Annotated in this window: 21 protein-coding genes; 13 read left to right on the top strand and 8 right to left on the bottom strand. The window is 35.0% G+C overall.

Annotated features, from left to right (window positions below):
• The first annotated feature begins 51 nt into the window (after positions 1-51).
• The 5 genes from GX311_10455 (at position 52) to GX311_10435 (ending at position 6,869) form a co-directional block, all read left to right on the top strand.
• On the top strand, positions 52-387 hold the full coding sequence (locus GX311_10455; protein NLK16806.1) for a hypothetical protein: 336 nt from the start codon (positions 52-54) through the stop codon (positions 385-387).
• A gap of 218 nt (positions 388-605) precedes the next feature.
• Positions 606-2,627: a hypothetical protein gene (locus GX311_10450; GenBank protein ID NLK16805.1), complete on the top strand. Its 2,022-nt coding sequence runs from the start codon at positions 606-608 to the stop codon at positions 2,625-2,627.
• Positions 2,628-2,997: 370 nt separating this feature from the next.
• Entirely contained in the window at positions 2,998-5,517 is a 2,520-nt protein-coding gene (locus GX311_10445) for a SpoIIE family protein phosphatase (GenBank protein NLK16804.1), read from the top strand.
• A 23-nt stretch (positions 5,518-5,540) separates the two neighbouring features.
• A complete protein-coding gene (locus GX311_10440; protein NLK16803.1) occupies positions 5,541-6,470 on the top strand; it encodes a hypothetical protein in 930 nt (309 codons plus the stop codon).
• A 12-nt stretch (positions 6,471-6,482) separates the two neighbouring features.
• Positions 6,483-6,869, top strand: a complete 387-nt coding sequence (locus tag GX311_10435; GenBank protein ID NLK16802.1) for a thioesterase family protein — start codon at positions 6,483-6,485, stop codon at positions 6,867-6,869.
• A 17-nt stretch (positions 6,870-6,886) separates the two neighbouring features.
• Here GX311_10435 and GX311_10430 read toward each other — a convergent pair whose 3' ends face one another.
• The 5 genes from GX311_10430 to GX311_10410 all read right to left on the bottom strand — a co-directional run bounded on the left by GX311_10430 (position 6,887) and on the right by GX311_10410 (position 11,152).
• Positions 6,887-7,600, bottom strand: coding sequence for a methyltransferase (locus tag GX311_10430; protein NLK16801.1), 714 nt, complete (start codon positions 7,598-7,600; stop codon positions 6,887-6,889).
• Positions 7,601-7,617: 17 nt separating this feature from the next.
• A complete protein-coding gene (gene amrB / locus GX311_10425) occupies positions 7,618-8,442 on the bottom strand; it encodes an AmmeMemoRadiSam system protein B (GenBank protein ID NLK16800.1) in 825 nt (274 codons plus the stop codon).
• A 26-nt stretch (positions 8,443-8,468) separates the two neighbouring features.
• On the bottom strand, positions 8,469-9,479 hold the full coding sequence (amrS, locus tag GX311_10420; GenBank protein NLK16799.1) for an AmmeMemoRadiSam system radical SAM enzyme: 1,011 nt from the start codon (positions 9,477-9,479) through the stop codon (positions 8,469-8,471).
• 143 nt (positions 9,480-9,622) lie between these two features.
• Positions 9,623-10,144, bottom strand: coding sequence for an AmmeMemoRadiSam system protein A (gene amrA / locus GX311_10415; GenBank protein NLK16798.1), 522 nt, complete (start codon positions 10,142-10,144; stop codon positions 9,623-9,625).
• A 45-nt stretch (positions 10,145-10,189) separates the two neighbouring features.
• Positions 10,190-11,152 (bottom strand): ROK family protein, encoded by a 963-nt coding sequence (locus GX311_10410; GenBank protein ID NLK16797.1) that lies wholly within the window; start codon positions 11,150-11,152, stop codon positions 10,190-10,192.
• Between the two features lie 205 nt (positions 11,153-11,357).
• Between GX311_10410 and GX311_10405 the strand changes: the two genes are divergently transcribed.
• The 4 genes from GX311_10405 (at position 11,358) to GX311_10390 (ending at position 16,730) form a co-directional block, all read left to right on the top strand.
• Positions 11,358-13,688, top strand: coding sequence for a PAS domain S-box protein (locus tag GX311_10405; GenBank protein ID NLK16796.1), 2,331 nt, complete (start codon positions 11,358-11,360; stop codon positions 13,686-13,688).
• Positions 13,689-13,840: 152 nt separating this feature from the next.
• Complete coding sequence (locus GX311_10400; GenBank protein ID NLK16795.1) at positions 13,841-14,443, top strand: bifunctional nuclease family protein; 603 nt, start codon at positions 13,841-13,843, stop codon at positions 14,441-14,443.
• A gap of 107 nt (positions 14,444-14,550) precedes the next feature.
• Positions 14,551-16,035 carry a Na+ dependent nucleoside transporter gene (locus GX311_10395; GenBank protein ID NLK16794.1) on the top strand — a complete coding sequence of 495 codons (1,485 nt, stop codon included), beginning with the start codon at positions 14,551-14,553 and terminating at the stop codon, positions 16,033-16,035.
• A gap of 74 nt (positions 16,036-16,109) precedes the next feature.
• Positions 16,110-16,730 carry a ribonuclease H gene (locus tag GX311_10390; protein NLK16793.1) on the top strand — a complete coding sequence of 207 codons (621 nt, stop codon included), beginning with the start codon at positions 16,110-16,112 and terminating at the stop codon, positions 16,728-16,730.
• A 112-nt stretch (positions 16,731-16,842) separates the two neighbouring features.
• Here the strand turns inward: GX311_10390 and hutH are convergent, their stop codons facing one another.
• From hutH to GX311_10375, 3 genes are all read right to left on the bottom strand, one after another.
• The gene (hutH, locus tag GX311_10385) at positions 16,843-18,345 is read right to left on the bottom strand and encodes a histidine ammonia-lyase (protein NLK16792.1); all 1,503 of its coding nucleotides are present in this window, start codon (positions 18,343-18,345) and stop codon (positions 16,843-16,845) included.
• A gap of 14 nt (positions 18,346-18,359) precedes the next feature.
• Positions 18,360-19,727, bottom strand: coding sequence for a histidine--tRNA ligase (locus tag GX311_10380; GenBank protein ID NLK16791.1), 1,368 nt, complete (start codon positions 19,725-19,727; stop codon positions 18,360-18,362).
• A gap of 125 nt (positions 19,728-19,852) precedes the next feature.
• Entirely contained in the window at positions 19,853-20,257 is a 405-nt protein-coding gene (locus tag GX311_10375) for a hypothetical protein (GenBank protein ID NLK16790.1), read from the bottom strand.
• 298 nt (positions 20,258-20,555) lie between these two features.
• Here GX311_10375 and GX311_10370 point away from each other — a divergent pair, with 298 nt between their 5' ends.
• The 4 genes from GX311_10370 to GX311_10355 all read left to right on the top strand — a co-directional run.
• The gene (locus GX311_10370) at positions 20,556-21,071 is read left to right on the top strand and encodes a hypothetical protein (protein NLK16789.1); all 516 of its coding nucleotides are present in this window, start codon (positions 20,556-20,558) and stop codon (positions 21,069-21,071) included.
• A 118-nt stretch (positions 21,072-21,189) separates the two neighbouring features.
• On the top strand, positions 21,190-21,420 hold the full coding sequence (locus tag GX311_10365; protein ID NLK16788.1) for a DUF4492 domain-containing protein: 231 nt from the start codon (positions 21,190-21,192) through the stop codon (positions 21,418-21,420).
• Positions 21,421-21,423: 3 nt separating this feature from the next.
• Positions 21,424-22,992 (top strand): cytochrome ubiquinol oxidase subunit I, encoded by a 1,569-nt coding sequence (locus GX311_10360; GenBank protein ID NLK16787.1) that lies wholly within the window; start codon positions 21,424-21,426, stop codon positions 22,990-22,992.
• 2 nt (positions 22,993-22,994) lie between these two features.
• The coding region (locus tag GX311_10355; GenBank protein ID NLK16786.1) for a cytochrome d ubiquinol oxidase subunit II at positions 22,995-23,682 on the top strand (688 nt) is incomplete at its 3' end.

The following is a 23,682-nucleotide window of genomic DNA, read 5'->3' as shown; positions in this document are numbered from 1 at the left end:
GAGAAAGACAGAGCCAAGCATCAAATATTACCAATATCTAAGTTCGGATTAATGCAAATAACTAGACAACGTGTACGCCCTGTTATAGATATTGAAACAGTTGAAACATGCCCCGCATGTCATGGTAAAGGTGAAGTTCAACCAACAGTTTTACTATCAGACGAGTTGGAAAACAAAATCAGTTATTATGCAGAAGTGTCAAAAACTAAAGTAATCATAATTAGAGTACACCCATATTTTCATGCATATCTTACAAAAGGAGTAATAAGCATTTTATGGAAATGGCGTTTTAAATATAAGATTTGGATAAAATTAATTTCTGACCCTTCGAGCAGCTATTTAGAGTGGCAGGTACACGACAGAAAAGGAAATTTATTGAGCGTTTGAATCAATATTTATCACGTATAAACTCTTAAAAAAATTTATATTTGTAGCACATTCAAGAATTATTATTGAAAAATACAGTGGCTGTACGTGAATATGTTTCAAAACAGCGTCCATAAAAGGGAAACCCGTTTTGAACGTAAGTCATAAAATTATTACAAAAAGTGGCAACATATTTGTTTTAACAAATAGTTTTAAATTTTTATATAAATAGATCCGCTATGAGAAAATTTATTTTGACAACATTTGTTGGTCTTTTGAGTGCTCTATCTATGTCTGTTTTCAGTCAGGTGTTAGAGCCTGTAAAATGGAATTTTAAGATTGATAATGTCGAAGCAGACATTTATGAAGTAACGGGCACTGCAAGTATTGACAAAGGATGGCATCTCTATTCTCAATTTTTGCCAGAGGGGAATATTTCTATTCCAACAAGTTTTGTTTTTGAGCCAACTGAAGGCGTTGAATTTATAGGCAATGTTGAGGAACTCTCTAAAGTTATTGAACAAGAAGATCCAATGGCAGGCGTTCCAACTCGCTATTACGCCAATGAGGCAATATTCGTTCAGAAAGTAAAAGTAAGTGATGAGAACGTTGTTATTAAGGGCTATGTTGAGTTCATGGCATGTGATGATGAAAACTGCATCCCACCTTCTGAACACGAATTTGAGTTAAGAGTTAAAGAAGAGCCCAAAACATCTATTACAGATGATCAACAAACAAGAACAAATGAAAGGAGTTCTATTTGGGGAGTAATAATTGAAGCAATACTTTGGGGTTTTGCAGCACTTCTTACACCATGCGTTTTCCCGATGGTGCCGATGACAGTTTCGTTTTTCATAAAAAGCGGTGAAGATAAAGCGAGATCCAAATTCTTAGCAAGCGTATTTGGTCTGTCAATCATTATTCTATATACTGTACCAATTGCAGCAATTATTTTAGTCACATACTTTTTTGGAGGTGAGTCAGTTACTGCCGATATATTTAATTGGCTGTCAACCCACTGGATACCAAATATATTGTTCTTTGTGATATTTATGTTTTTTGCAGCATCATTCTTTGGTGCATTCGAGATAGTATTACCAAGCTGGATGGTTAGCAAAGCAGACTCAAAAGCCGACAAAGGAGGTGTAATAGGAACCTTTTTTATGGCTTTAACCTTAGTTTTGGTCTCGTTTTCATGTACTGGACCAATTGTTGGGACAATCATTGTTAAGTCAACACAAGGAGAAATCTGGGAGCCTATAGTGACAATGCTTGCATTTTCTATTGCATTTGCATTGCCTTTTACACTTTTTGCTCTGTTCCCATCGTGGTTAAAAAACCTTCCAAAATCAGGAGGATGGCTCAATAGCGTGAAAGTTGTTCTCGGATTTATTGAAGTTGCATTAGGATTTAAGTTTTTAAGTGTAGCCGACCAAGTTTATCACTGGGGATTATTAGATAGGGAGGTTTATCTTGCAATTTGGATTGTTTGCTTTACCCTATTAGGACTCTATTTACTTGGGAAACTCAAATTTAAACACGACTCTGAATCAGGGTATATCAGTGTAACACGACTCTTTCTGGCAATGCTCTCATTTACGTTTGTTGTATATATGGTGCCGGGAATGTGGGGAGCTCCGTTAAAAGCGCTCAGTGGATATCTACCCCCACAACAAACTTTAGATTTTGATTTGCCTAGAATAATAAATGAATCTACTGCAAATATTTCGGTATATAGTAGTGGTGAAGCCAAAACTACAGTAAATAAAGCTGAATGCGGAACTCCAAAATATGGAGATTTTCTTCAACTGCCACATGGACTAAGAGGATATTTTGATTATGAACAGGGACTGAAATGTGCTAAAGAGCTTGGAAAACCTGTTTTTATCGATTTTACGGGACACGGTTGTGTCAACTGTCGCGAAATGGAAGCAAATGTTTGGAGCGACCCTCGTGTTTTAAGATTGCTTCGAGAAGAGTTCATTATTGTTGCCCTGTATGTCGATGATAAGACACATATGCCTGAAGAAGATTGGGTTGTTAGCGAACGTGATGGAAAAGTGAAAAAAACAATTGGGAAAAAATATGCCGATTTTCAAATTTCAAAATACAATGTAAATGCTCAACCTTATTATGTTTTACTCGATAATGAGGAAAATATACTTATGCCTCCAAGGGCTTACAATTTGAATGCTGATGAATTTGTACAGTTCTTAGAACAAGGCATTGAAAACTTCAAGGAAGGGTTAAAAAACGAATAAGATACGTTTGTTTAATGTAGAGACGTCATATCATGGCGTCTCTGTAATATTTTGATTATCAATAGAGACGTCATATTATGACGTCTCTACATCATTTTGATTATTAGTTTGATAAGGTTATTAATCGTACATCACTAATTGCAAAGTGAATTTATCTCTCTGTAAATTATTTCTTTTTTGTAACAATTTTTGTAAAAAACCTGCATAAAATGCGCGGTCCTTATTTAGCCTTGATTAAGCTAAAGAAAGGTGATTTTAAGTATTATATAATTTTAGGATATTACCATAATAAAATTTATGGAGCAGTTTTTGTAATTAATATATGGAGAGCGATTGGGTTGAGCAAGTTTTTTTTAAATCACTTTTGAGAATGAAATTTTTTAGAACATTTCTTTTTCTTCTTATTGGAACACGCTTATTAGCTAGTGATGTTAGCAATATTGATGTTAAAACAAGACTCTTCGTCGATAAATCTAAATCAATCGACGTTACCGAAATCGCAGATTTGTACGATCAGTTTCGTAAAGTTACACCCGAAAAAATGAGCTTGAAGCCGTTTAGTGGTACAGCGTGGATAGCAGTAGAAATCAAAAATAAAAATTCAGCAAAAAAACAATTAGTTTTAGAAGTAGAAAATAATTTAATAAGTGCTGTATTTTATAATTTAGATTCAATTTTAGCCGATAGATATAGAATAGGTAATCAAATTGAAAATTACTCTAAACACTCTGCTGCGCATATTTTTTATATTGAGCCAGGGCAAGATGTCGCTTTTTTGATAAAAATAGAAACAAATGATTTCCCCTTAGTATTGCCAATTCATGTAAGAGAATTAGAGGATTTTGATAAACATCGTTACACTAATATAATTGCAACAGGACTGTTTTTCGGATTTATTGCCCTGGTTTTTCTTATTAGCTCCACTATGGGAATAGTCAGTAGAAGAAAGAGTCCAATTTTGTTTGCATGTTTTATTTTTTTTACAACTCCTCCTTTTGTTTTTTTGGAAGGATCACCCTTTATGTTTTTGAAATATATTAGTTTAGATCAGCTTGTTGTTATGGCAAAAAGTTCTATTCCTGTAGCAATGGCTTTTTTAGGGTTATACCTCAATAATTTTTTTAGAATAAAGAATTTTAATAAAAAAACATATAAAATTTTCGAGTACGGAGGTTGGTCATTTTTCTTTCTTGCCGCAGTTAACATTCTATTTCATAATTATGCCTCAAGCTTGTATGTCGCATCATATGTAGTAATAGCTTTGGGTATACTGTTTTTAATTAATATTTTAACATATGCTAAAGCAAAAAAGGTTGAACATGTAACTCCTATTATCATATCCCTTATTATTTTTATTGTATCTCTTTTAATTAAATTCTTTATTGATTTTTGCATCATTCCGCCAAGTCCATTTGCTATACACTCTTTAAAAATAGGTTTTGCAATTTTAATTATTGGAGTTGTAATATCTATCTCTTTTCGATTCAGAGATCAATTAGATAAACTAAAAGAGCTGAACTTTCAATTAGATATTATTGTAAAAAAACGTACAGCAGATATTAATACTCAGAACGAAGAGTTGAGAAGGCAGGCAGAAGAGTTGAGAAGTCAGGGAGAAGAACTTGAGGTGCAAAATGAAGAATTAGCAGCACAAACAGATGAGTTGACTGAACAAAAAGAACTTTTACAAAAACAAAATATTCATTTAGAAAGGCTTCAATTAGCGTTGTCACAGACAGATAATGCTATATATATATTTGATGCAGAAGGGACTCTGTTATGGTTTAACACATCCTCTACTAGCCAATTAGGAATGGAGTATGAAGAATATGTTAATGGAAACGACAGGGTTAAGATTTATAATACGAGCTATTGTAGAAACATAGGAAATAATTTGGATAAATGTTTGTTCTCAAAATCCAAAGTAACATACGAATTTGAAAGAAAGGATATACACGGACGAGAACTTAATTTTCAAACAACTTTAACACCTGTTATTCAAAATGACGAGATAAAATATATTGTGGCAATTGATACTGATATTACCCAAATAAAACAGTATGAACTAGAAATTGAGCTGCAAAGACATCTTGCCACAACCAGGAAAAATGAACTTGAAGCTCAACAAGCCGAAATGCTTGAAAGCTTACGTTATGCTTTGCGAATTCAAAATGCTATTTTACCACAATCTAACGACGTTAAGCGTTTTTTCCCGGAAAGCTTTGTGATTTTCGAACCTAAAGATATCGTAAGTGGAGACTTTTATTGGTTCCATCGTATTAAAAATAAATTTGTTTTTGTCGCAGTTGACTGCACCGGACACGGTGTCCCCGGGGCATTTATGTCGATAGTTGGCTATTATTTGCTTAACAACATTATAATTCAAAATGGAGTTACTTCTCCAGCGGATATACTTAAGCAGCTTAATAGAAAACTAAAAATAGCTTTGAAAAATGAAAATCCAACACGACAAACTGATGATGGCATGGATGTTTCGCTTGTTGTGTTAGATATAACTAGTAAAAAACTCACATTTGCGGGAGCATTTAGACCACTATTTTTACGCACTCAAAATGATTTTGTTGAAATAAAAGGAGACAAAATACCTATAACAAGCAGGATATCAGGAAATGTTATGGCGCAGTTCAAAGAGTGGGAGTTCGATGTTGAAAAAGGTGATCGTTTTTATATTTTTACTGATGGCATAACAGATCAGTTTGGAGGTAAGGATGATAAAAAGTTTCTAGTTAAGCGATTTAAACAGCTTATTTTAGATTCCCAGTCTCTCTCAATGGATAAACAAAAAGATATTATAAAACAAGCCAATATTGAATGGCGCGGAGGTAATCCTCAAGTTGACGATATTCTTGTGATAGGTGTTCAAATTTAGCTGCAATTACCAACAATTTTACCGTGGAAACTATTAATAAAATACTCGATTTTATTGGGAGTGTTTTCTTGACAACACTAGGTCAATTGGTTTGGTTGCTTGGTTTAATCTTTGTTTTTGGTTTAATTTTATATCTACTCGCTAGATTTACAAGATTAATTTACGTTAAAACAGTAGGACAAAAGTTTGATATTGTTGCTACAGGCTGGATAGGAACTCCAGTTCACGAACTTGGACATGCTATTTTTTGTATTTTATTTCGTCATAAGATTACCGATATAAAGTTATATGATCCCGATACTAAGAATGGTACTATAGGGTATGTTAAGCATTCTTACAAATCTAATAGTCTATATCAGAGAATAGGTAATTTTTTTATTGGTATTGGTCCAATACTTTTTGGTTCATTAGTTTTGTACGCAGCCCTTTACTTTTTAATGCCTAATTTTCAATCACTGTTTCAGGTTATTAACAAATACGGTTCTCATATTGCAGGTGATATTCAAACAGGCAATATAGCAGGTTCATGGTCAGCGATTAAAGCTGTTTCGGTGAGTGTTTTAGGTGCTATATTTAACTCGGAAAATTTAACAAACTGGAGGTTTTGGGTTTTTATTTATCTGTCCTTTTGCATAGCTTCACACATGGAACTAAGTCCACCAGATATTTCGGGTTCAAAAAGCGGATTAATTACCATAGTTTTGTTTCTTTTGATTTTCAATTTAATAATAATGAGTGTTGAGCTTTTAGGCTGGAACACAATGTTAGGCGGTTTTTGGCAATACATTAAGTTAGAGACATATTCAGCGGGAATTAACAAATTTCTCGGTATTCTAGGAGCACTATTTATATATTCTGTTATAATATCTGCATTAAACTTTGTTTTATCCTATATTATTCTAGGTACTTTTAACTTAATGAAAGGGAAAGGAGTTTTGAACCCGTTTTGGTAAATTTAAAAAAAAATGGAAATAGAAATACCCATAGAAATTGAATATAGAGCCGAATTAATTGTTGACAATCAACATACCGCTGCGGAGTATGGCTCAGGATTAGCGAAAGTGTTTGCAACGCCTGCTTTAGTAGCATTAATGGAAAATGCTGCATATAAGTGCATAGAAATGTATTTGCCAGATGGATATTCAAGCGTTGGCACTGAAATCAATGTTAAACACCTTAGAGCTACACTACCAGGTGATAAAGTATATGCAATAAGCAAAACAGTTGCCTTCGACGGTCGTAAAGTTGATTTCGAAGTTGAGGCTTTTGATTCTAAAGGCTTAATTGGCAAAGGCACACACCAGCGGTTTGTTATTAATTCCGCAAGATTTATGGATAAATTAAATCAGTAAGTTTGCTGATATTGATTTTACATATTAAGATAATAATCTTTTGTCATCGAAATATATTCCGGACTATATTGATGCCTGCCATTTTGTTCAATAACAAGTTCGTTAAATTCTGTTTTACACGACCTTACAGAGAGTTGCAGTAGCACTCTATGATACTCTTTATTGGGAACGGGTTTTACAGCACACACCTTTTTGAAATATAAGCTGTATTTTTTTGCCAGATTCTCCACCTCATTTTTTCTGTTATATGGAAGTATGATGGCTAAATCAGCACTATCACTTAATAGTCTCACGACTTTTGTGAAAAAATTATGTAGCGAAAAAAAATCATCGTTTCTGGAAATATCTCTGCTCAAAGAGGCTGATTTATGTCCTTTTATATAAAACGGAGGATTTGATACTATCAGATGATACTTACGGTTACCAAAGTCATACTTAAAAAAATCATCTTTAATTACCCTGATATTTTTTTTCCACGGTGAAATAGAAACATTTTCAGAAGCCTGAACAGCAGCCTCATTGTTTATCTCAATTGCATCGATTTTTAACATGGGATTACGTTGAGCAAACATTAAAGATATAAGCCCCGTTCCACATCCAACATCTAAAATGTGTCCACTATCAGGCAAATCAGCCCAGGCTCCAAGAAGCACGCCATCGGTGCCGACTTTCATGGCGCATTTGTCCTGATGTATGGTAAATTTTTTAAATCTAAAGCTTGTTTCACTCATTCTTGAGTATCAAGTATTTATACTTTGAAAAATGCAGCAGAGACGTAGTCAACAACACTGTCTGATTTGGCAACTTCGCCCGAATGTCCGCGACTTAAAATCTTACACTCAACTTTTTCGGAAACATCCTGTGCATAGAGCATTAAAGCCATAATAGGACCATAACCACAGACGGTTACATTGTGTTTTTTTACCTCCCTTTCAACTCCTTCAATATCAAATGATAATATTTTTTGTATAACGTTTTCATCTTTGCTTTTACCTACTTCGGCACTGTCGAAGTGGTTAAAATCACTTGAGGCAATAACTAAAATATGCTTATTGCTTATTTTGGCAAATTGTTTTAATCCGTTGGCTACAATTTTTGCGGTTTCAAAGCATTGCTTTCGCATAGTGATAACCGCAACTTTTGGTACTTGTGGGCAAAAGTGCTGAATAAAAGGCACTATTACCTCTGCAGCATGTTCAAACTCTTGTGCCGACTTGTCTTTTACAAAGATATTGGATTCAATAAAATCACGATCGGCATCAAGTATTCCAAGAGGAGTTTGCCAGCCTGCGTGGCTGTCGATTGAAATTTCAGGACCCATACCAGTATGTCCGGGCGACAGAATTATTACCGTATCGTATTTGCTTCCTTTAATTTCATTGAAAAACGCAGCTGCATGATTCCCCGAATATATGTAACCTGCATGTGGAACAATCCCACCAATGATATTTTCACTGTTAGTAATTAACCGTTTTTTATAGTTTTTTCCAAACTCTGACAGCATCTCTCTCAAAGCCGCTCCACTTGCGGGATAAAAGCGACCTGAAGCTATAGGAATTCGAATACAAGACATATTATATATTTTTAAATTTATAACTATTACAAAATAAAATTAGCGCTATTTCCACATTTAACGCAGGTACCTTTATCTGTTAGTCCTATTACTTTAGGATAGTATCCGTTACGTTCGACTAAAACTGTATGACAGTTTGGGCATCTGGTTTTTGAATATTCGGAATCACTTATATTACCCAAATAAACAAAATCAAGTCTCTTTGAGGCAATCTCGTACAATTGTATCAAAACATCGACAGGAGTTGGCGCAATTTTAAGCTTATAGTTTGGGAAATATCTCGATATGTGGAAAGGTGTATCCTTCCCAACATTGTTGGCAATCCAATCAACCATAAGGTTAAGTTCAGATGTACTGTCATTTAAACCGTTTATTGCTAGAAAAGTTATTTCAATATGTTTACCTTGCGCCTTAGCTGTTTTAATTGTCTCAAGAACGGGGAGTAATCTGCCCCCTGTCTGTTTTTGATAAAACTCATCTGAGAAAGATTTTAAATCAACATTAAGTGCGTTTATATAAGGCAGAAGTTTTTTAAGAGGTTCTTGATTAATAAACCCATTGGTTACCAATGCAACAGGTATTTGCTGTAAATAGACCTCTTTTGCGGTTTCATATATAAATTCGTAGTTTACGGTAGGTTCGTTGTAGGTGAATGAAAAACCACAATTGTTTCGTTCCTTTTTATACAGTTTTGTTATTTCGGTAGGTGTAATTATATCTCTTGTAGAAAGCTCAATATCATTAATTTGCGAAATATGGTAGTTTTGACAAAAAACGCAATGTAGATTACAACCAAATCCTCCTACAGAAAAAATATCTTTCCCCGGATAGTAGTGATAAAGAGGCTTCTTTTCAACAGGGTCAAATCTTATAGAGCATGTCAGACCGTAAGATGTTGAATATAAAACTCCTTCGATGTTTTTTCTTACTCTACAAGCTCCATAGTAATTGGGTTTAATTAAACAATGGTGTGGGCACAGGTTACATTTTACTGTTCCGTCACTGTTTTTTTCGTAGAAAAGTGCCTCTGTTTTCATAAGTTTATAATTTTTTCAGTAGAGACGTCATATTATGGCGTCTCTACATTTGCACCATACTACTGAGACGCCATGGTATGACGTTTTTACATTCCACTTTCTCCTTTCATCTTTTACCTTCCCCTTTATAAAAAGTTCGTCTCTCAATCATATCGGGTCGATGTAAATCGGTAAAATTTAAGCAAGCTGTTATCAACGTGCGATAACCCTGCCTTATTTTTGGCTATATCAACTTGCTGTTTTACTGTGGTAATACTTTCTAACGCAGGTAGCAACACTCCTCTTCTGAAACCATCAGAAACAATCACTCCGTACTTCAGGGGGTCAAGCTCTTCAATAGTAGTTTTTTCGGGTTCTGACAGTACGTCAACCGAAATTACTAAACCGTGTAACTCCTTTTTTTCTACCCTGTTAAATCTCCTATCATTGTCGCATGCTGCTACCGCATTGTCAATTATATCAAGTGCCAGGCATGAGTGTCTGGGTTCCAATGTTCCTATGCATCCGCGTAAGCTGCCGTCCGCTGTGTGCAGAGAGACAAAACATGCTGCCTTAATTTTTAGATCATCAGGAATATCGTTACAATCAAGTTTTTCCCTGTCTGTAACCCACTTTTCGACAGCTTTTGCTGCAAATGTCGCAATAGGTGTTTTGCAAGTATTCATTGTTGTTATACGATTATTGATTTAACTTTCTTAGAAAAAACCAATTTAACATTTTATTTTCTCTAAAACAAGTGCTGCCGCACCCAATAGCGCAACGTCAACACCTGGTAACCCCGATGGCAATAGTTCTACCTTGTTTTTAAATATTGACAACATATGTTTTTCCATGCTCTCTTTCATTGGTTTAAGTAGCATATCTCCAGCTTTTGCTACTCCTCCTGTAAAAAATATTGCTTTGGGACTTGTTGTGGCAACCACGTCAGCTAACTTTAAGCCCATAGTTTCTCCCGATACTTTGAAAACTTCTTGTGCCAACCAATCTCCATTTTTTGCAGCGTCGTAAATATCTTTCGAGGTGATTTTATTAAATGGGATATCTCCTAAAACAGATGGTGTACGATATTTTACCATTAATTCCGCGGCAGTTTTGGCAAGTCCAGAAGCCGACAAATAAGCCTCGATACAGCCATATCTTCCACAACCACAAAGCCTCCCGTTAGGATATACAGTCGTATGTCCGATTTCGCCAGCGAAACCATCGTGACCGTAAACAAGTTGTCCGTTGCACACTATGCCACTCCCCACGCCTGTTCCCAATGTTATAGTAATAAAATCTTTGTAACCTTTTGCAGCACCAAAAAGCATTTCGCCCATTGCTGCGGCATTGGCATCGTTGGTAAGCTCTATCGGGATATTTGGGAAATAAGCAGACATTAATTTACAAATTGGCACAACTTCTTTCCATTCAAGGTTTGGGGCTTGCTCGATTGTTCCGTGCAAATAATTCCCATTGGGAGCCCCTATTCCAATGCCTGCAAGTTTAACATTGCCGCATGTTTTTACAGCCGAATTTATTAATTCAACCAAATCGGCTAGATATGCGTTAAAATCAGCACCGTGCTTGCGTGTAGGCATTTTGTCGCGTTTGATTATTTCGCCATTAGGCTTAATAACACCTACTTCGGTGTTTGTTCCACCTATATCAATTCCTATTATTACATTATCCATATGTTGTGATATTTAATATTCCAAAATAAAGTTAAATTTGCAAATACATGTAGTATAACATTGTTTTATTGATAACAAGTATTAATAGTTAAGACAAAAAGCATAAATATATTCAAAATTAATTACTTTTGTTTTAATTTAGGTTTCGATATTTTCTATTTTAACAATATTTATTGAACACAGATTGTTTAGTTGGCAAAAGCAAATGAAATATAGCAAACAATATCAAATATCTTCATTATTCCTAAAATACATTAAACTGGTATCTTTTATATCAATTCTTTTGATGATATCGGCTTATTCTATAATAGAGATTCTTGATTTTTCAAAAAAGTCGCAGCTTCTTAGAGAAGAATTTCAAAATACACAAAAGCAAATAGCCACAGACAAGACAAATAAAATTATTGAATATATCAATCTGTCCCGTTTGTTTCTTGATGATAAAATGAACCGTTTGCTTTACGAGAGAACTAACGAGGCTTGGTCAATAATAGATAATATTTACCAAAAATATAGAGGTACGAGATCTAAGTCTGAAATAAAGCTAATCGTAAAAGAAGCATTAAGACCCATTAGATTTAATAACCAGCGAGGGTATTATTTCATTGTGTCACTGGACGGTGTAGAAGAGTTATATCCAACAAATCCCGAATTTGAAGGTATGAATTTGCTTGGATTACAAGATGATATGGGTAATTATGTGGTTAAAGACGAGCTGGAGATAGTCAATAAATTTGGAGAAGGTTTTGTTACCGGCTATTGGAAAAAACCCGGCGATAAAAGCGATAAAATATATCCTAAAACCTCATTTGTAAAAGTATATAAACCCCTTGGAGTTTATATTGGATGTGGCGAATATCTTGACGATATGATGAAAGATATTCAAAATGATGCAATGAAATCTATTAGGCAAATGAGGTTCGATAATGATAGTTATGAGTTTATTTATACTTTCAATGGTGATCCTGTTATTACAAGTCACTCTGTTTTAAGTGATAATAAAAACATTTGGGATACCACAGATGCTTACGGGGTTAAAATAATGCAAGAGATGCGCAATCTTGTTAATAACCTGGAAGGAGGTTATCTAACATATCATTTGAAAAAGCCCGATGCCGATACAGTTGTTCAAAAACTTATATACTGCAGAGCTATTCACGATTGGGAGTGGATTGTCGGCTCGCGTGTATGTTTAGATAGAATAGAAACGGTAATAGCTAAAGATAAACAGAGATTATACGAACAATTGATTCTAAATATTATTGTAGCACTGAGCTTTGCGGTATTGATATACATATTTATTTTAGTTCTTATGAGAAAAATATCAAATAACTTACAATCAAATTTTCAAAATTTCTCGTATAATCTCGAATATTCTATCACAACCAGTACTGAAATATCTAATAAAGATACCAACATTAAAGACTTTATTCCAATTATTGATAATATCAATACCGTAATTTCAAAAAAGAAAACGATTGAGAACCAGCTAATAACAAACGAATCACTATTTAGGGTTATTTTTGACAACGTACCCATAATGATTGTTATACTTGATAGCAATCGCAACACTATGCGTTGGAATTTAGAAGTTGAAAAATATTTCTTTGTGTCGTCCAATGAATATCGCAGTTTTTCTATCCCAAAGTTTCAGAAACAAGCTAACATAGAATCTTTGAAAAAAGTTGTGTTAAATGAAAAAGATAGCACAGAGGGGGATGCACATATAATCCAATTTGAAACGAAAGAAGGAATACGTTATCAAAACTGGACAGCAATAACCACAAAGACAGACAATATTGTATTGGTTGGTATGGATGTAACTGACATAAAGAATCAAGAAGAGACCATAAAAAACTTAAATGATGCAATGGATGCTGTTTTTTCTATTATTTCGAAAGATTTATACGATCCATTCTCATCTGTGATAGGAGTTACGCAAACTCTTTTAGCCAAATTTGATGAATTGAGCGATGATGAAAAAAAACTTCACTTAACGCAAGTAAACACATCATCAACCATCATGAATACGCAATTACAAAAGCTTATACAGTGGTCAAAAATACAATCGGATAGTTTAGTTGCCAATATAAGCAGGATAAACTTATTTTCAACTATTGATGAAGTAGTTACAAAGCAAATTTTGTATGCCCATTTAAAACAAATAGAAATAAAAAACAATGTAGACCCTTCTATTAAGTTAAATGCCGATCCAATATTACTGGAAATTGTTATTCAAAACATTCTTTCAAATGCAATTATGTTCACCAATAAAAATGGAAGTATAGAGATATCGGCAATTAAATTAACTCAAAATACTACTATAATTATTTCAGATAATGGTATTGGAATGACCCAAGAGCAAATTGAAAATATTTTTGATATGGCAAAAACTCCACGTCGCAAAGGAACTGCTAACGAAATAGGGATAGGTTTGGGTCTAATAATATGCAAAGCGTATGTTGAGAAAATGAATGGATATATTTGGATAGAGAGTACAGTAGATGGAGGAACAACAGTTTATGTACAACTGTAATTATAGTCTGCAAGCTGTTATCCAAATAACCATTTTATATTATAATCATTAGCTACCGATCAGTAATATGGGGTTGAAATATTTTTTGCAAGCTTTTTTATGAGAACATTAAATCACTATATTTGTAAAAACATACAATTTCTCTGGAGATAATGAAAAAAGTTAGACTTAGAGTACTTGGAATATCATATAGTCAAACCCAATCGGGTGCTTACGCATTGGTGTTGAAAGAGGAGGATGGAGACAGACGTATTCCTATTATTATTGGAGGACATGAAGCTCAGTCAATTGCCATACAATTAGAAGGGTTAAGACCTCCAAGACCTTTGACTCACGATTTGTTTCTTAGTTTAGCAGATGCTTACAATATCTCATTGGTTGAAGTTTTTATTAATAAGTTAGAAAAAGGTGTTTTTTATTGTGAACTTGTTTGTGATAACAAACACTCTAGGATTAAGCTAGATGCACGCACCTCTGATTCAATTGCACTGGCGCTTAGATTTCATTGTCCTATTTATACTACAGAAGACATACTTAAACGTGCAGGAATTGATGTGTCGGAAGAAAAAGAAGAGCGCGAAGCAGGGGTAATAAAAGAGACTCCAAATAAAGAAAAATCAGGCAGAGACTTCCAAAACTTAACAGATGAAGAACTTGAAAAAATGCTTGAAAGGGCAATACAAGAAGAAAACTATGAGATGGCAAGCAAACTTCAAGAAGAAATAAAATATAGAGAAAAAAAAAGAAAAAAATAAACGTAGTACATATAGAATAGATATGTTAATTAAGTAATGATACTTAACAGCATGATTTAAAAATATGTAAGTTTTAAATTCCTATTAACCAATTAAACAACAGGTATATGAGAAGCTTTTTTAAAGTTTTGTTTTTTTTGTTCGCAACAATCTTACTTTCAATAAATTCAACGTTTGCTAATGAACCAATAGATGTTGATACTACAGTTGTTTTAAACCAAGCATCAAGTGATACTATTGCAATTGCTAGTGACGATGCTCCACGAATGGAAATAACAAGCATTAGTGATTCTGCAGGAATGTCGCTATATAGTATCTTTCGTGGTTTAATAGGGATGTTTGTTCTTATATTTCTGGCATGGTTGGTAAGTCAAAATCGTAGAGCTGTTAACTGGAAAGTCGTTTTTATTGGATTAGCTTTCCAAATTGTTCTTGCTCTTGGAGTTTTATATGTACCCGCAATACAGTGGTTTTTTGAAATTGTAGGAAAAGTATTTGTTAAGATATTGGATTTCACAAAAGTAGGTAGTGAATTCTTGCTTGGTGATTTGATGGATATGTCGAAATTTGGAATGATTTTCGCCTTCCAGATATTACCTACAATAATTTTCTTTTCGGCATTGACAAGTGTTTTGTTTTACTTGGGTATAATTCAAAAGGTTGTTTATGCCCTTGCGTGGCTTATGGTTAAAGCAATGAAGCTTAGCGGAGCAGAAAGTCTAGCAGTTGCAGGAAATATTTTTCTTGGTCAAACCGAGTCTCCTCTGATGATTAAAGCCTATTTGGATAAAATGAATAAATCAGAGATATTTTTGGTAATGACAGCAGGAATGGCGACTGTTGCCGGAGGTGTTCTTGCTGCATACGTTGGCTTCCTCGGAGGTGACGATCCTGTACAAAGGCTGCTGTTCGCTAAACACCTTTTAACAGCCTCTGTTATGGCTGCACCAGGCGCAGTTGTGATATCGAAAATAATTGTGCCGCAAACCGAAAAAATTGAAATGAAAGCCGAGGTAACAAAAGAAAAAGTTGGGGCAAACTTCCTCGATGCCATGTCAAACGGAACAATTGAAGGGCTTAAACTCGCTGCAAACGTAGGAGCAATGTTACTTGTTTTCTTTGCTTTTATAGCAATGTTTAATTTTATTTTAGTCAAAATAGGGTCATTTACTAATCTGAACGGTGTAATAGCTTCGTTTACAGATGGTAGCTATACTGAATTAAATCTACAGTTTATTTTAGGCTATTCATTGTCGCCATTAATGTGGGCTATTGGTGTTAATGCTCAAGATATGACACTTATGGGTCAACTTTTGGGAGAAAAGCTCATTGCAAGCGAGTTTGTAGGATATACTTCGTTAGCCTCTTTCAAGGCAAGTGGAGCATTTGTCGAAACAAAGTCAATTATAATGGCAACGTACATGTTGTGTGGCTTTGCAAACTTTGCCAGTATAGGAATACAAATCGGCGGAATAGGTTCACTTGCTCCAAGTAAACGAGAACTTTTATCACGATACGGCATTAGAGCACTTATAGGAGGAAGTCTGGCGTCGCTTATGTCGGCAACAATAGTGGGTATTATTTTGGGTTGATACAGCAAATAGCTTTAAGTCTAATGCTATTAATGCATTAGTTTCCAAGATACAAGTATGTTATTAATCTTTTCATGGCTAAATCAAAAAAGAAATATTATGTTGTATGGGTAGGTAGAATACCCGGTATTTATGAAACTTGGAATGAGGTTAAAGATCAGGTTCACGGATACGAAAATGCAAAATATAAAGGTTTTGAAAGTCTTGATGCTGCACGCGAAGCGTATGAAAACGATTTTAACAAATATGTTGGAAAATATATAGTATCTAAAAATAGTAGTGTAAGTAACTACATTGTTAACTCAATTGCGGTTGATGCTGCTTGTAGTGGCAACCCCGGAGATTTAGAGTACCAAGGCGTTTATGTAAAAACCGGACAACGACTCTTTTATCAAGGACCATTTAAGCAGGGAACAAACAATGTAGGCGAGTTTTTAGCTATTGTACACGCTCTTGCATACTGCAAAAAGCACGGTATAGATTTACCCATTTACAGCGACTCACGAAATGCGATGATTTGGATAAAACAGAAAAAAGCAAAAACAAAACTGTTTAAGAGTTACGAAAATCAACAACTGTTTGACCTTATTGACAGAGCAGAGTTTTGGCTTAGCAACAACGAATATCCCAATAAAGTGTTAAAATGGGAAACCGAAGCGTGGGGAGAGATACCTGCTGACTTTGGAAGAAAATAACAAATGAATTAGAACACAGAACACACACAGATTAAACAGATTTACACTGATTTTTTATTATTTTTATCTGAGGTAATCCGTTTAATCCGTGTTATCTGTGTTTCATTTGCTGTTATTCAAGATAGCTAAAGCGCCCACTACTTAAAAATTGGACACTCTTTTCTATTTCGGTAAACATTACCTTATCATTTTGTACCGACTCAACAAACGAACGATATTGTGTCAAAAACCTGCGTAAATATGGTGATGTTTTTAGTGGTTCCCTGAACTCAACAGCTTGTGCGGCGTTAAACAGCTCAATAGCTAAAACAGTCTCAACGTTGTCAATTACTCTAACAAGTTTTGTTGCTGCATTTGCACCCATACTTACATGATCCTCTTGTCCATTGCTAGAGACAATACTATCAACCGAAGCTGGCATACAAAGTCCTTTGTTTTGGCTAACAATGGCTGCTGCTGTATATTGAGGTATCATAAATCCGCTGTTCAAACCGGGATTTGCAACTAGAAATTCGGGTAACCCTCTTAAACCGAGTATCAATTGTGCTGTACGTCTCTCGCTTATGTTTGCAAGCTCTGACATTGCTATTGCAAGAAAATCAAGTACCAACGCCAAGGGTTGTCCGTGAAAGTTGCCACCGGAAAGTACTTGGTCTTCATCGGGGAAAACAGTGGGGTTGTCAGTAACCGAATTAATTTCGGTAAGAACAACGCTAGCAACATATTTCAAAGTATCTTTTGTTGCACCGTGTACCTGTGGCATACAGCGGAATGAATATGGGTCCTGAACATGTTTTTTAGGTTGTGCAATTATTTCAGAGCCTTCTAATATTGCTCTGATATTTTCTGCAGTTTCCAACTGCCCTTTGTGTGGTCTTATAGTGTGCAAATGCTCAAAAAATGGTTCTATGCGTCCGTCAAATCCATCAAGCGATAATGCCCCAATAATGTCGGCATAATTTATCAAACGGAAACAGCGTAATAGGGAGTGAACAGCGTGAGCACTCATAAACTGTGTTCCGTTAAGCAGAGCTAGACCCTCTTTGCTTTGTAGTTCAATAGGCTCCCAGTTAAATTTGCCCATTAAATCTGCAAAATCATGGATTTCATCATTATAAACAACTTCACCTAGTCCTAAGAGTGGTAAGCACATATGCGCAAGTGGAGCTAAATCGCCGGAAGCACCTAATGAACCTTGTTCATATACAACAGGGTATATTTTATTGTTGTACATGTCTATCAAACGCTGTACGGTTTTAACCTGTACTCCCGAATGTCCTAACGATAGTGCATGGATTTTCAAAAGCAGCATAAGTTGAACAATTTCCGGATTAACAATGTTACCTGTACCACAAGCATGCGACATTACCAGGTTTTTTTGCAGGGTAGAAAGGTCTTCTTTTGAAACGCTAACGTTGCAAAGTGAACCAAAACCTGTGTTGACACCATAAATAGGGTGGGGGTGTGATTCCACTTTTTTGTCCAAATATTCTCGACAACGTGTAATGCGTTTAATGGCTTCATCAGACAAAGTAAGTTGCATTTCGTTTTCAATAATTTCTTCAATTAAGTGAAAACCAAGGTTTTCAGGGGATATAAAATGTGTGTTATCCATATTATGTTAAAGTTTTAATTTTGTTTCAATATTTTAATGATATTATCAAAGTTGACTGTTTGTTGTTCGCCACTAATCATGTTTTTTATGGTAAACAAATTGTTTTTCATTTCATTTTCTCCCACAAAAATCACGAAAGGGATCTTTTTTGAATCAGCGTATGACATCTGTTTTTTCATCTTTGCAGATTCTGGATAAACTTCGACAGAGATTCCTACTTGTCTGATTTGTGTAGCCTTTTGTAAACAGTATTGCGCTTCGTTATTGCCAAAATTTACAAACATTGCTTTTACAGAGTGCGATATCGATTCGGGAAACAGATTAAGCGCCTCTAATACATCGTAAATTCTATCGGCACCAAAACTAATTCCCACTCCAGAAACTCCGTCAAGTCCGAATACTCCTGTAAGGTTATCATAGCGTCCTCCGCCACACAAACTGCCAATTTCTACATCAACAGCTTTAACTTCAAAAATAGAACCTGTATAGTAGTTTAATCCGCGCGCAAGCGACAGGTCAAATTCAAACTGATTTTTAAGATTGTAGCCGTTGAGTAGGTTTAAAACCTCTTCAATCTCATCAATGCCTTTCTGACCCTCAGGAATAGAGTTGAACGTAGTGCGCATAACTTCAATTTTGTTGCGATTGTCGCCACTAAGAGTTAGCAAAGGTTTTATTTTTTCAAACTCACTGTTGGTCATTCCTTTTTCAATCAGCTCTTTACGGACACCATCAATTCCAATTTTATCAAGTTTATCAATACCTGTGGTTATCTCTGTCAGCATCTCGTTTCTGTTTATCAGCGACACCATGCCCGACAATATTTTACGATTGTTGATTTTTATGTTTACCCGAATACCCAGGTTACTAAACAGTGTGTCCATTATCATAACAAACTCAGCTTCGTTAATAAGTGAGTCTGAGCCTATTACGTCTGCATCGCACTGATAAAATTCGCGGTAGCGACCTTTTTGAGGTCTGTCGGCACGCCAGACAGGTTGTATTTGGTATCGTTTAAAAGGGAATACAATTTCGTTACGGTGTTGCACAACGTATCGTGCAAAGGGAACGGTAAGATCATAACGTAAGCCTCTTTCGCACATCAACCCAGATATTTTTGCCAGGTCTTTAGCAGCGAAGTCATCTTGAGATACATCTTTTAAGAAATCGCCTGAATTTAAAATTCTAAAGAGCAGTTTGTCGCCCTCTTCGCCATATTTGCCTAAAAGTGTCGATAAAAGCTCCATGCTTGGAGTCTCTATGGGTTCAAAGCCGTATAGACGATAAACTGTTTTAATCTCATCAAAAATATAGTTGCGCCGTCCCATCTCGGTGGGATTGAAATCGCGTGTGCCCTTAGGAATAGCAGTTTTTAGTGCCATGATATTATTTGTTATCTAAGGGGCAAAAATACTATTTTTTCAATAAGTATTCACTTGGGTAGCGATAACCTATTGAGAAGGGTTTGTATCTGTTTGGTTAGTAGTGTCTTAGGGGCAATTGTTTTTTAATGATTTTTTAAACTAATTATAGAATCAATAACTATCGTTGGAACATTATATTGTGTAAATTCGTGTGTGCACAATCTTATACCATCTTTTGGCAAAAAATGAAAGAGACCTTCTATTATACAGCCCTCTGACAGAGCAATATCATACACTATTACGACATTTTGATGATGAACACCGTAATAATATATGTCTTTCCCGATATTTAAAGGATATTCTAACTCTATTAAATATCCAATATCGTCGATTTGACAGTACTCTTCACCTACAACTGTACCTTTAAAGGGCTTTGGGGTTTCTACAACGATATCCTCTTTATTCTCTTGACAAGCTGCAAAAAATAGAAAGCTCAGAGCAACAATTGTAAGATAGTTAACCAAGGTTATTAAATAACATTTTTTCATAGTTATCAATTTTAAAATATTTAACTAAAAGTTTTAAAGCGTAAGGTTATCCTATTTTTACTTTTTAGAAATGAAACCTCTTTTTAGTGTGGTGTTGTAAAGTAAAAAATAGTTATAATATTTACTACCCTTTCTCGCTATAAACTATTCAAATATATATCAGAAGAATATAGAAGTCAAGTTTTTTATAAAACTTATTTTACTTTCATCAAAATAGTTGTATCTTTTAGAACATTTGTAATTGTTTATGCGTTATTTAATTACGGAATGAACTATGAAATTGTAACAAAAAGTTATCATGGGTTTTTTCGATAAATCAAGCAGGGCAAAAAACATTCTCGAGCTTTTCACTTATGATATTGTCACATTCTTTCATGATGACTACGAGGAAGTTGAGTATGAAGAGACAGAATCGATGTTCGTAGCGGTGTACGAGCAACAGTTGCCATGGGTAGAGTTAGAATGTTTTGATACTATCCAACTCTGTGTTTTTTTTGACAAACATAGTTTTACGGGAAGTAATCCTATTAATGTAAAATTTTACTCTAAAAGCGTCGAGCCTTCTGCAGGGTCTATTGCAAAAGTAATTAATATGATTCATAAAATTTATGGAGACGATGATAAACAACGAAAAGCACTATTGGACAATGAGGATTTAAAATTAGAAAATAATATTTGGGAACGTATTTGGACAATCGAAAGTGGCGAAAGCTTCGTAACCACTAACCTTATATCAACTGGATTTGTGTTAAGAATCTTATTTTTTAATAACCTGATAAAACACTTGGAAAAACCTCAGAATACAAAAGAGTAATCAACTGTTTTTATCTCCATTTCTTCTATTAAATTTGTCGCGCAAAATATCATTAATAAAATGATAATGTTTGGAACAAATTACGAGTATAAACGCTACCTTGTATCAAACCTATAATATGAGTATAAAGAGTTTTTTTTCAAAAGCGTGGCTTTTGTATTTTGACGGCTTCAAAAACATGGGAAAGCTCGGAAAGAGATTGTGGCTACTCATTACTATCAAATTAATTATAATGTTTTTAATATTGAAGTTAATATTTTTCCCCAACTATTTAAAAAACAACTTCGATAACGATGAGGAACGTAGCAAACACGTTATTGAAAACCTCACGAAATCAGCAAACAAATAACATATCATGGAAAATTTTGATTTTTCGTTAGTGAATTGGAGTCGTGCGCAGTTTGCGCTCACCGCAATGTATCACTGGCTATTTGTTCCATTGACTTTAGGGCTGTCGTATATTGTAGCTATTATGGAAACAATATATGTAAGAACAGGCAAAGAAGAGTGGAAGAGAATAACCAAGTTTTGGATGACCCTATTTGGAATAAATTTCGCAATTGGCGTTGCCACAGGAATTATTCTCGAATTTGAATTTGGCACAAACTGGAGCAACTACTCATGGTTTGTTGGAGATATTTTTGGAGCACCGCTCGCCATTGAAGGCATTATGGCTTTTTTCTTAGAATCGACATTCATTGCGGTAATGTTTTTCGGTTGGAATAAAGTGAATAAAAAATTCCACTTACTTTCTTCGTGGTTAGTTGCATTTGGAGCAAGCCTTTCAGCGCTGTGGATTCTCGTAGCAAATGGCTGGATGCAGTTCCCTGCAGGTATGCATTTCAATCCCGATACTGCACGTAACGAAATGCTAAACTTTTGGGAAGTTCTCTTTTCACCGGTAGCTATCAATAAGTTTCTTCACACAATAACATCGGGATATGTTTTGGCTTCTATTTTTGTTATTGGTGTAAGTTCGTGGTATATACTGAAAAAGCGAGAAACTGCTTTGGCTAAAAAAAGTATTGCAGTAGCATCTATTTTTGGATTGTTGTCAGGTATTTTCCTTGTTTGGACAGGAGACGGAAGTGCATATCAAGTAGCACAAAAACAGCCAATGAAACTTGCCGCCATGGAAGGGTTGTACGAAGGTGAGTCTGGTGCGGGGCTAATAGCTGTTGGAGTACTCACGCCCGGGAAAGAATATGATGATGACAAGGATCCGCATATAATGAAAATTGAGATTCCTAAACTGCTTAGTTTTTTAGGCTATAGAAGTTTAGATGCGTATGTTCCTGGAATAAAAGATATTATTGAGGGTGGCTATGAAATTGTAGGAGAGGATGGTACAAAAAGTATTGCACTCTCTGCGCAAGAGAAAATAGATCGTGGAAAACTTGCAATAAACGCTCTTGCGGCTTATACCAAAGCCAAAGAGGCTCAAGATACTAACGAAGCCAATACACAACTAACAATATTAAAAGATAATTTTCAATATTTCGGGTATGGCTATTTTAACGATGTTAAAAGCCTTATACCCAATGTTCCTATTGCATTTTACAGTTTTAGAATAATGGTAGGGTTAGGGTTCTTTTTCCTTTTGTTATTTGCGTTACACATATATCTGTTATATAAAAACAAAATAACAAAACACAAATGGTTGTTGATAATATCGCTGTTCACAATTCCTTTAGCATACGTGGCATCTGAAGCTGGTTGGGTTGTAGCCGAACTAGGTCGTCAGCCATGGGTTATTCAAGATATTATGCCTACGATGGCTGCCGTGTCGCATATTGATTCAAGCGTGGTACAAATTACTTTTTGGATGTTTGCAGTTACGCTATCCATACTTGTGATTGCCGAGATACGTATTATGATAAGTCAAATAAAATCAGGACCTAAAGAAAAAGGAGAAAAATAGTCATGTTTAATTCATATATTTTCACACAGCAATATTGGTGGCTAATAGTATCACTGCTAGGAGCAATATTAGTCTTCTTGATGTTTGTTCAAGGAGGTCAAACACTTTTCCACGCATTAGGAAAAACAGAAAGCGAAAAAAACATGCTTGTTAGTGCCCTGGGAAGAAAATGGGGGTTGACCTTTACAACATTGGTAACTTTTGGTGGAGCGTTTTTTGCATCTTTTCCTCTCTTCTATTCTACAAGTTTTGGAGGAGCATATTGGGTTTGGATATTAATACTGTTTTCGTTTGTAATCCAAGCTGTTTCGTATGAATTTAGATCCAAAGCAAACAACTTGTTAGGGCAAAAAACTTACGATATTTTTTTAATTGTAAACGGTTTGTTAGGTACTATTTTGTTAGGCACAGCTGTTGCGACATTCTTTACAGGAAGTGAGTTTTTGGTTGAGAAAATGAATATAACCAATATTGACAGTCAAGAGTCGGTTGTGATTTCGCAGTGGAAAGGCGCAGCACATGGATTAGAAGCAGCTTTAAATCCGCATAATCTTCTGCTTGGGCTTTCAGTTTTCTTCCTTGCCAGAATTTTAGGAGCTCTCTATTTTCTATACTCTGTTGATAACGAGGCGATAAAAGAAAGAATAAAAAAGCAACTGATTATTAACGTAATACCTTTCTTGTTGCTGT

It is taken from the genome of Bacteroidales bacterium, from assembly GCA_012519055.1.
GTDB lineage: Bacteria > Bacteroidota > Bacteroidia > Bacteroidales > Salinivirgaceae > JAAYQU01.
Note: the sequence above shows the minus strand (reverse complement) of the source record. Positions and strands in the feature narration are given on the sequence as shown.

What these genes read in the sequence shown, in the direction of transcription:
- amrS (NLK16799.1), bottom strand. Translation starts at nt 9,479, where the DNA reads ATGAAAACAGAGGCACTTTTCTACGAAAAAAACAGTGACGGAACAGTA.
- amrA (NLK16798.1), bottom strand. Translation starts at nt 10,144, where the DNA reads ATGAATACTTGCAAAACACCTATTGCGACATTTGCAGCAAAAGCTGTC.
- GX311_10380 (NLK16791.1), bottom strand. Translation starts at nt 19,727, where the DNA reads ATGGCACTAAAAACTGCTATTCCTAAGGGCACACGCGATTTCAATCCC.
- GX311_10405 (NLK16796.1), top strand. Translation starts at nt 11,358, where the DNA reads ATGAAATATAGCAAACAATATCAAATATCTTCATTATTCCTAAAATAC.
- GX311_10400 (NLK16795.1), top strand. Translation starts at nt 13,841, where the DNA reads ATGAAAAAAGTTAGACTTAGAGTACTTGGAATATCATATAGTCAAACC.
- GX311_10390 (NLK16793.1), top strand. Translation starts at nt 16,110, where the DNA reads ATGGCTAAATCAAAAAAGAAATATTATGTTGTATGGGTAGGTAGAATA.
- GX311_10375 (NLK16790.1), bottom strand. Translation starts at nt 20,257, where the DNA reads ATGAAAAAATGTTATTTAATAACCTTGGTTAACTATCTTACAATTGTT.
- amrB (NLK16800.1), bottom strand. Translation starts at nt 8,442, where the DNA reads ATGTCTTGTATTCGAATTCCTATAGCTTCAGGTCGCTTTTATCCCGCA.
- GX311_10435 (NLK16802.1), top strand. Translation starts at nt 6,483, where the DNA reads ATGGAAATAGAAATACCCATAGAAATTGAATATAGAGCCGAATTAATT.
- GX311_10455 (NLK16806.1), top strand. Translation starts at nt 52, where the DNA reads ATGCAAATAACTAGACAACGTGTACGCCCTGTTATAGATATTGAAACA.
- GX311_10410 (NLK16797.1), bottom strand. Translation starts at nt 11,152, where the DNA reads ATGGATAATGTAATAATAGGAATTGATATAGGTGGAACAAACACCGAA.
- GX311_10365 (NLK16788.1), top strand. Translation starts at nt 21,190, where the DNA reads ATGAGTATAAAGAGTTTTTTTTCAAAAGCGTGGCTTTTGTATTTTGAC.
- GX311_10430 (NLK16801.1), bottom strand. Translation starts at nt 7,600, where the DNA reads ATGAGTGAAACAAGCTTTAGATTTAAAAAATTTACCATACATCAGGAC.
- GX311_10450 (NLK16805.1), top strand. Translation starts at nt 606, where the DNA reads ATGAGAAAATTTATTTTGACAACATTTGTTGGTCTTTTGAGTGCTCTA.
- GX311_10370 (NLK16789.1), top strand. Translation starts at nt 20,556, where the DNA reads ATGGGTTTTTTCGATAAATCAAGCAGGGCAAAAAACATTCTCGAGCTT.
- GX311_10395 (NLK16794.1), top strand. Translation starts at nt 14,551, where the DNA reads ATGAGAAGCTTTTTTAAAGTTTTGTTTTTTTTGTTCGCAACAATCTTA.
- GX311_10445 (NLK16804.1), top strand. Translation starts at nt 2,998, where the DNA reads ATGAAATTTTTTAGAACATTTCTTTTTCTTCTTATTGGAACACGCTTA.
- hutH (NLK16792.1), bottom strand. Translation starts at nt 18,345, where the DNA reads ATGGATAACACACATTTTATATCCCCTGAAAACCTTGGTTTTCACTTA.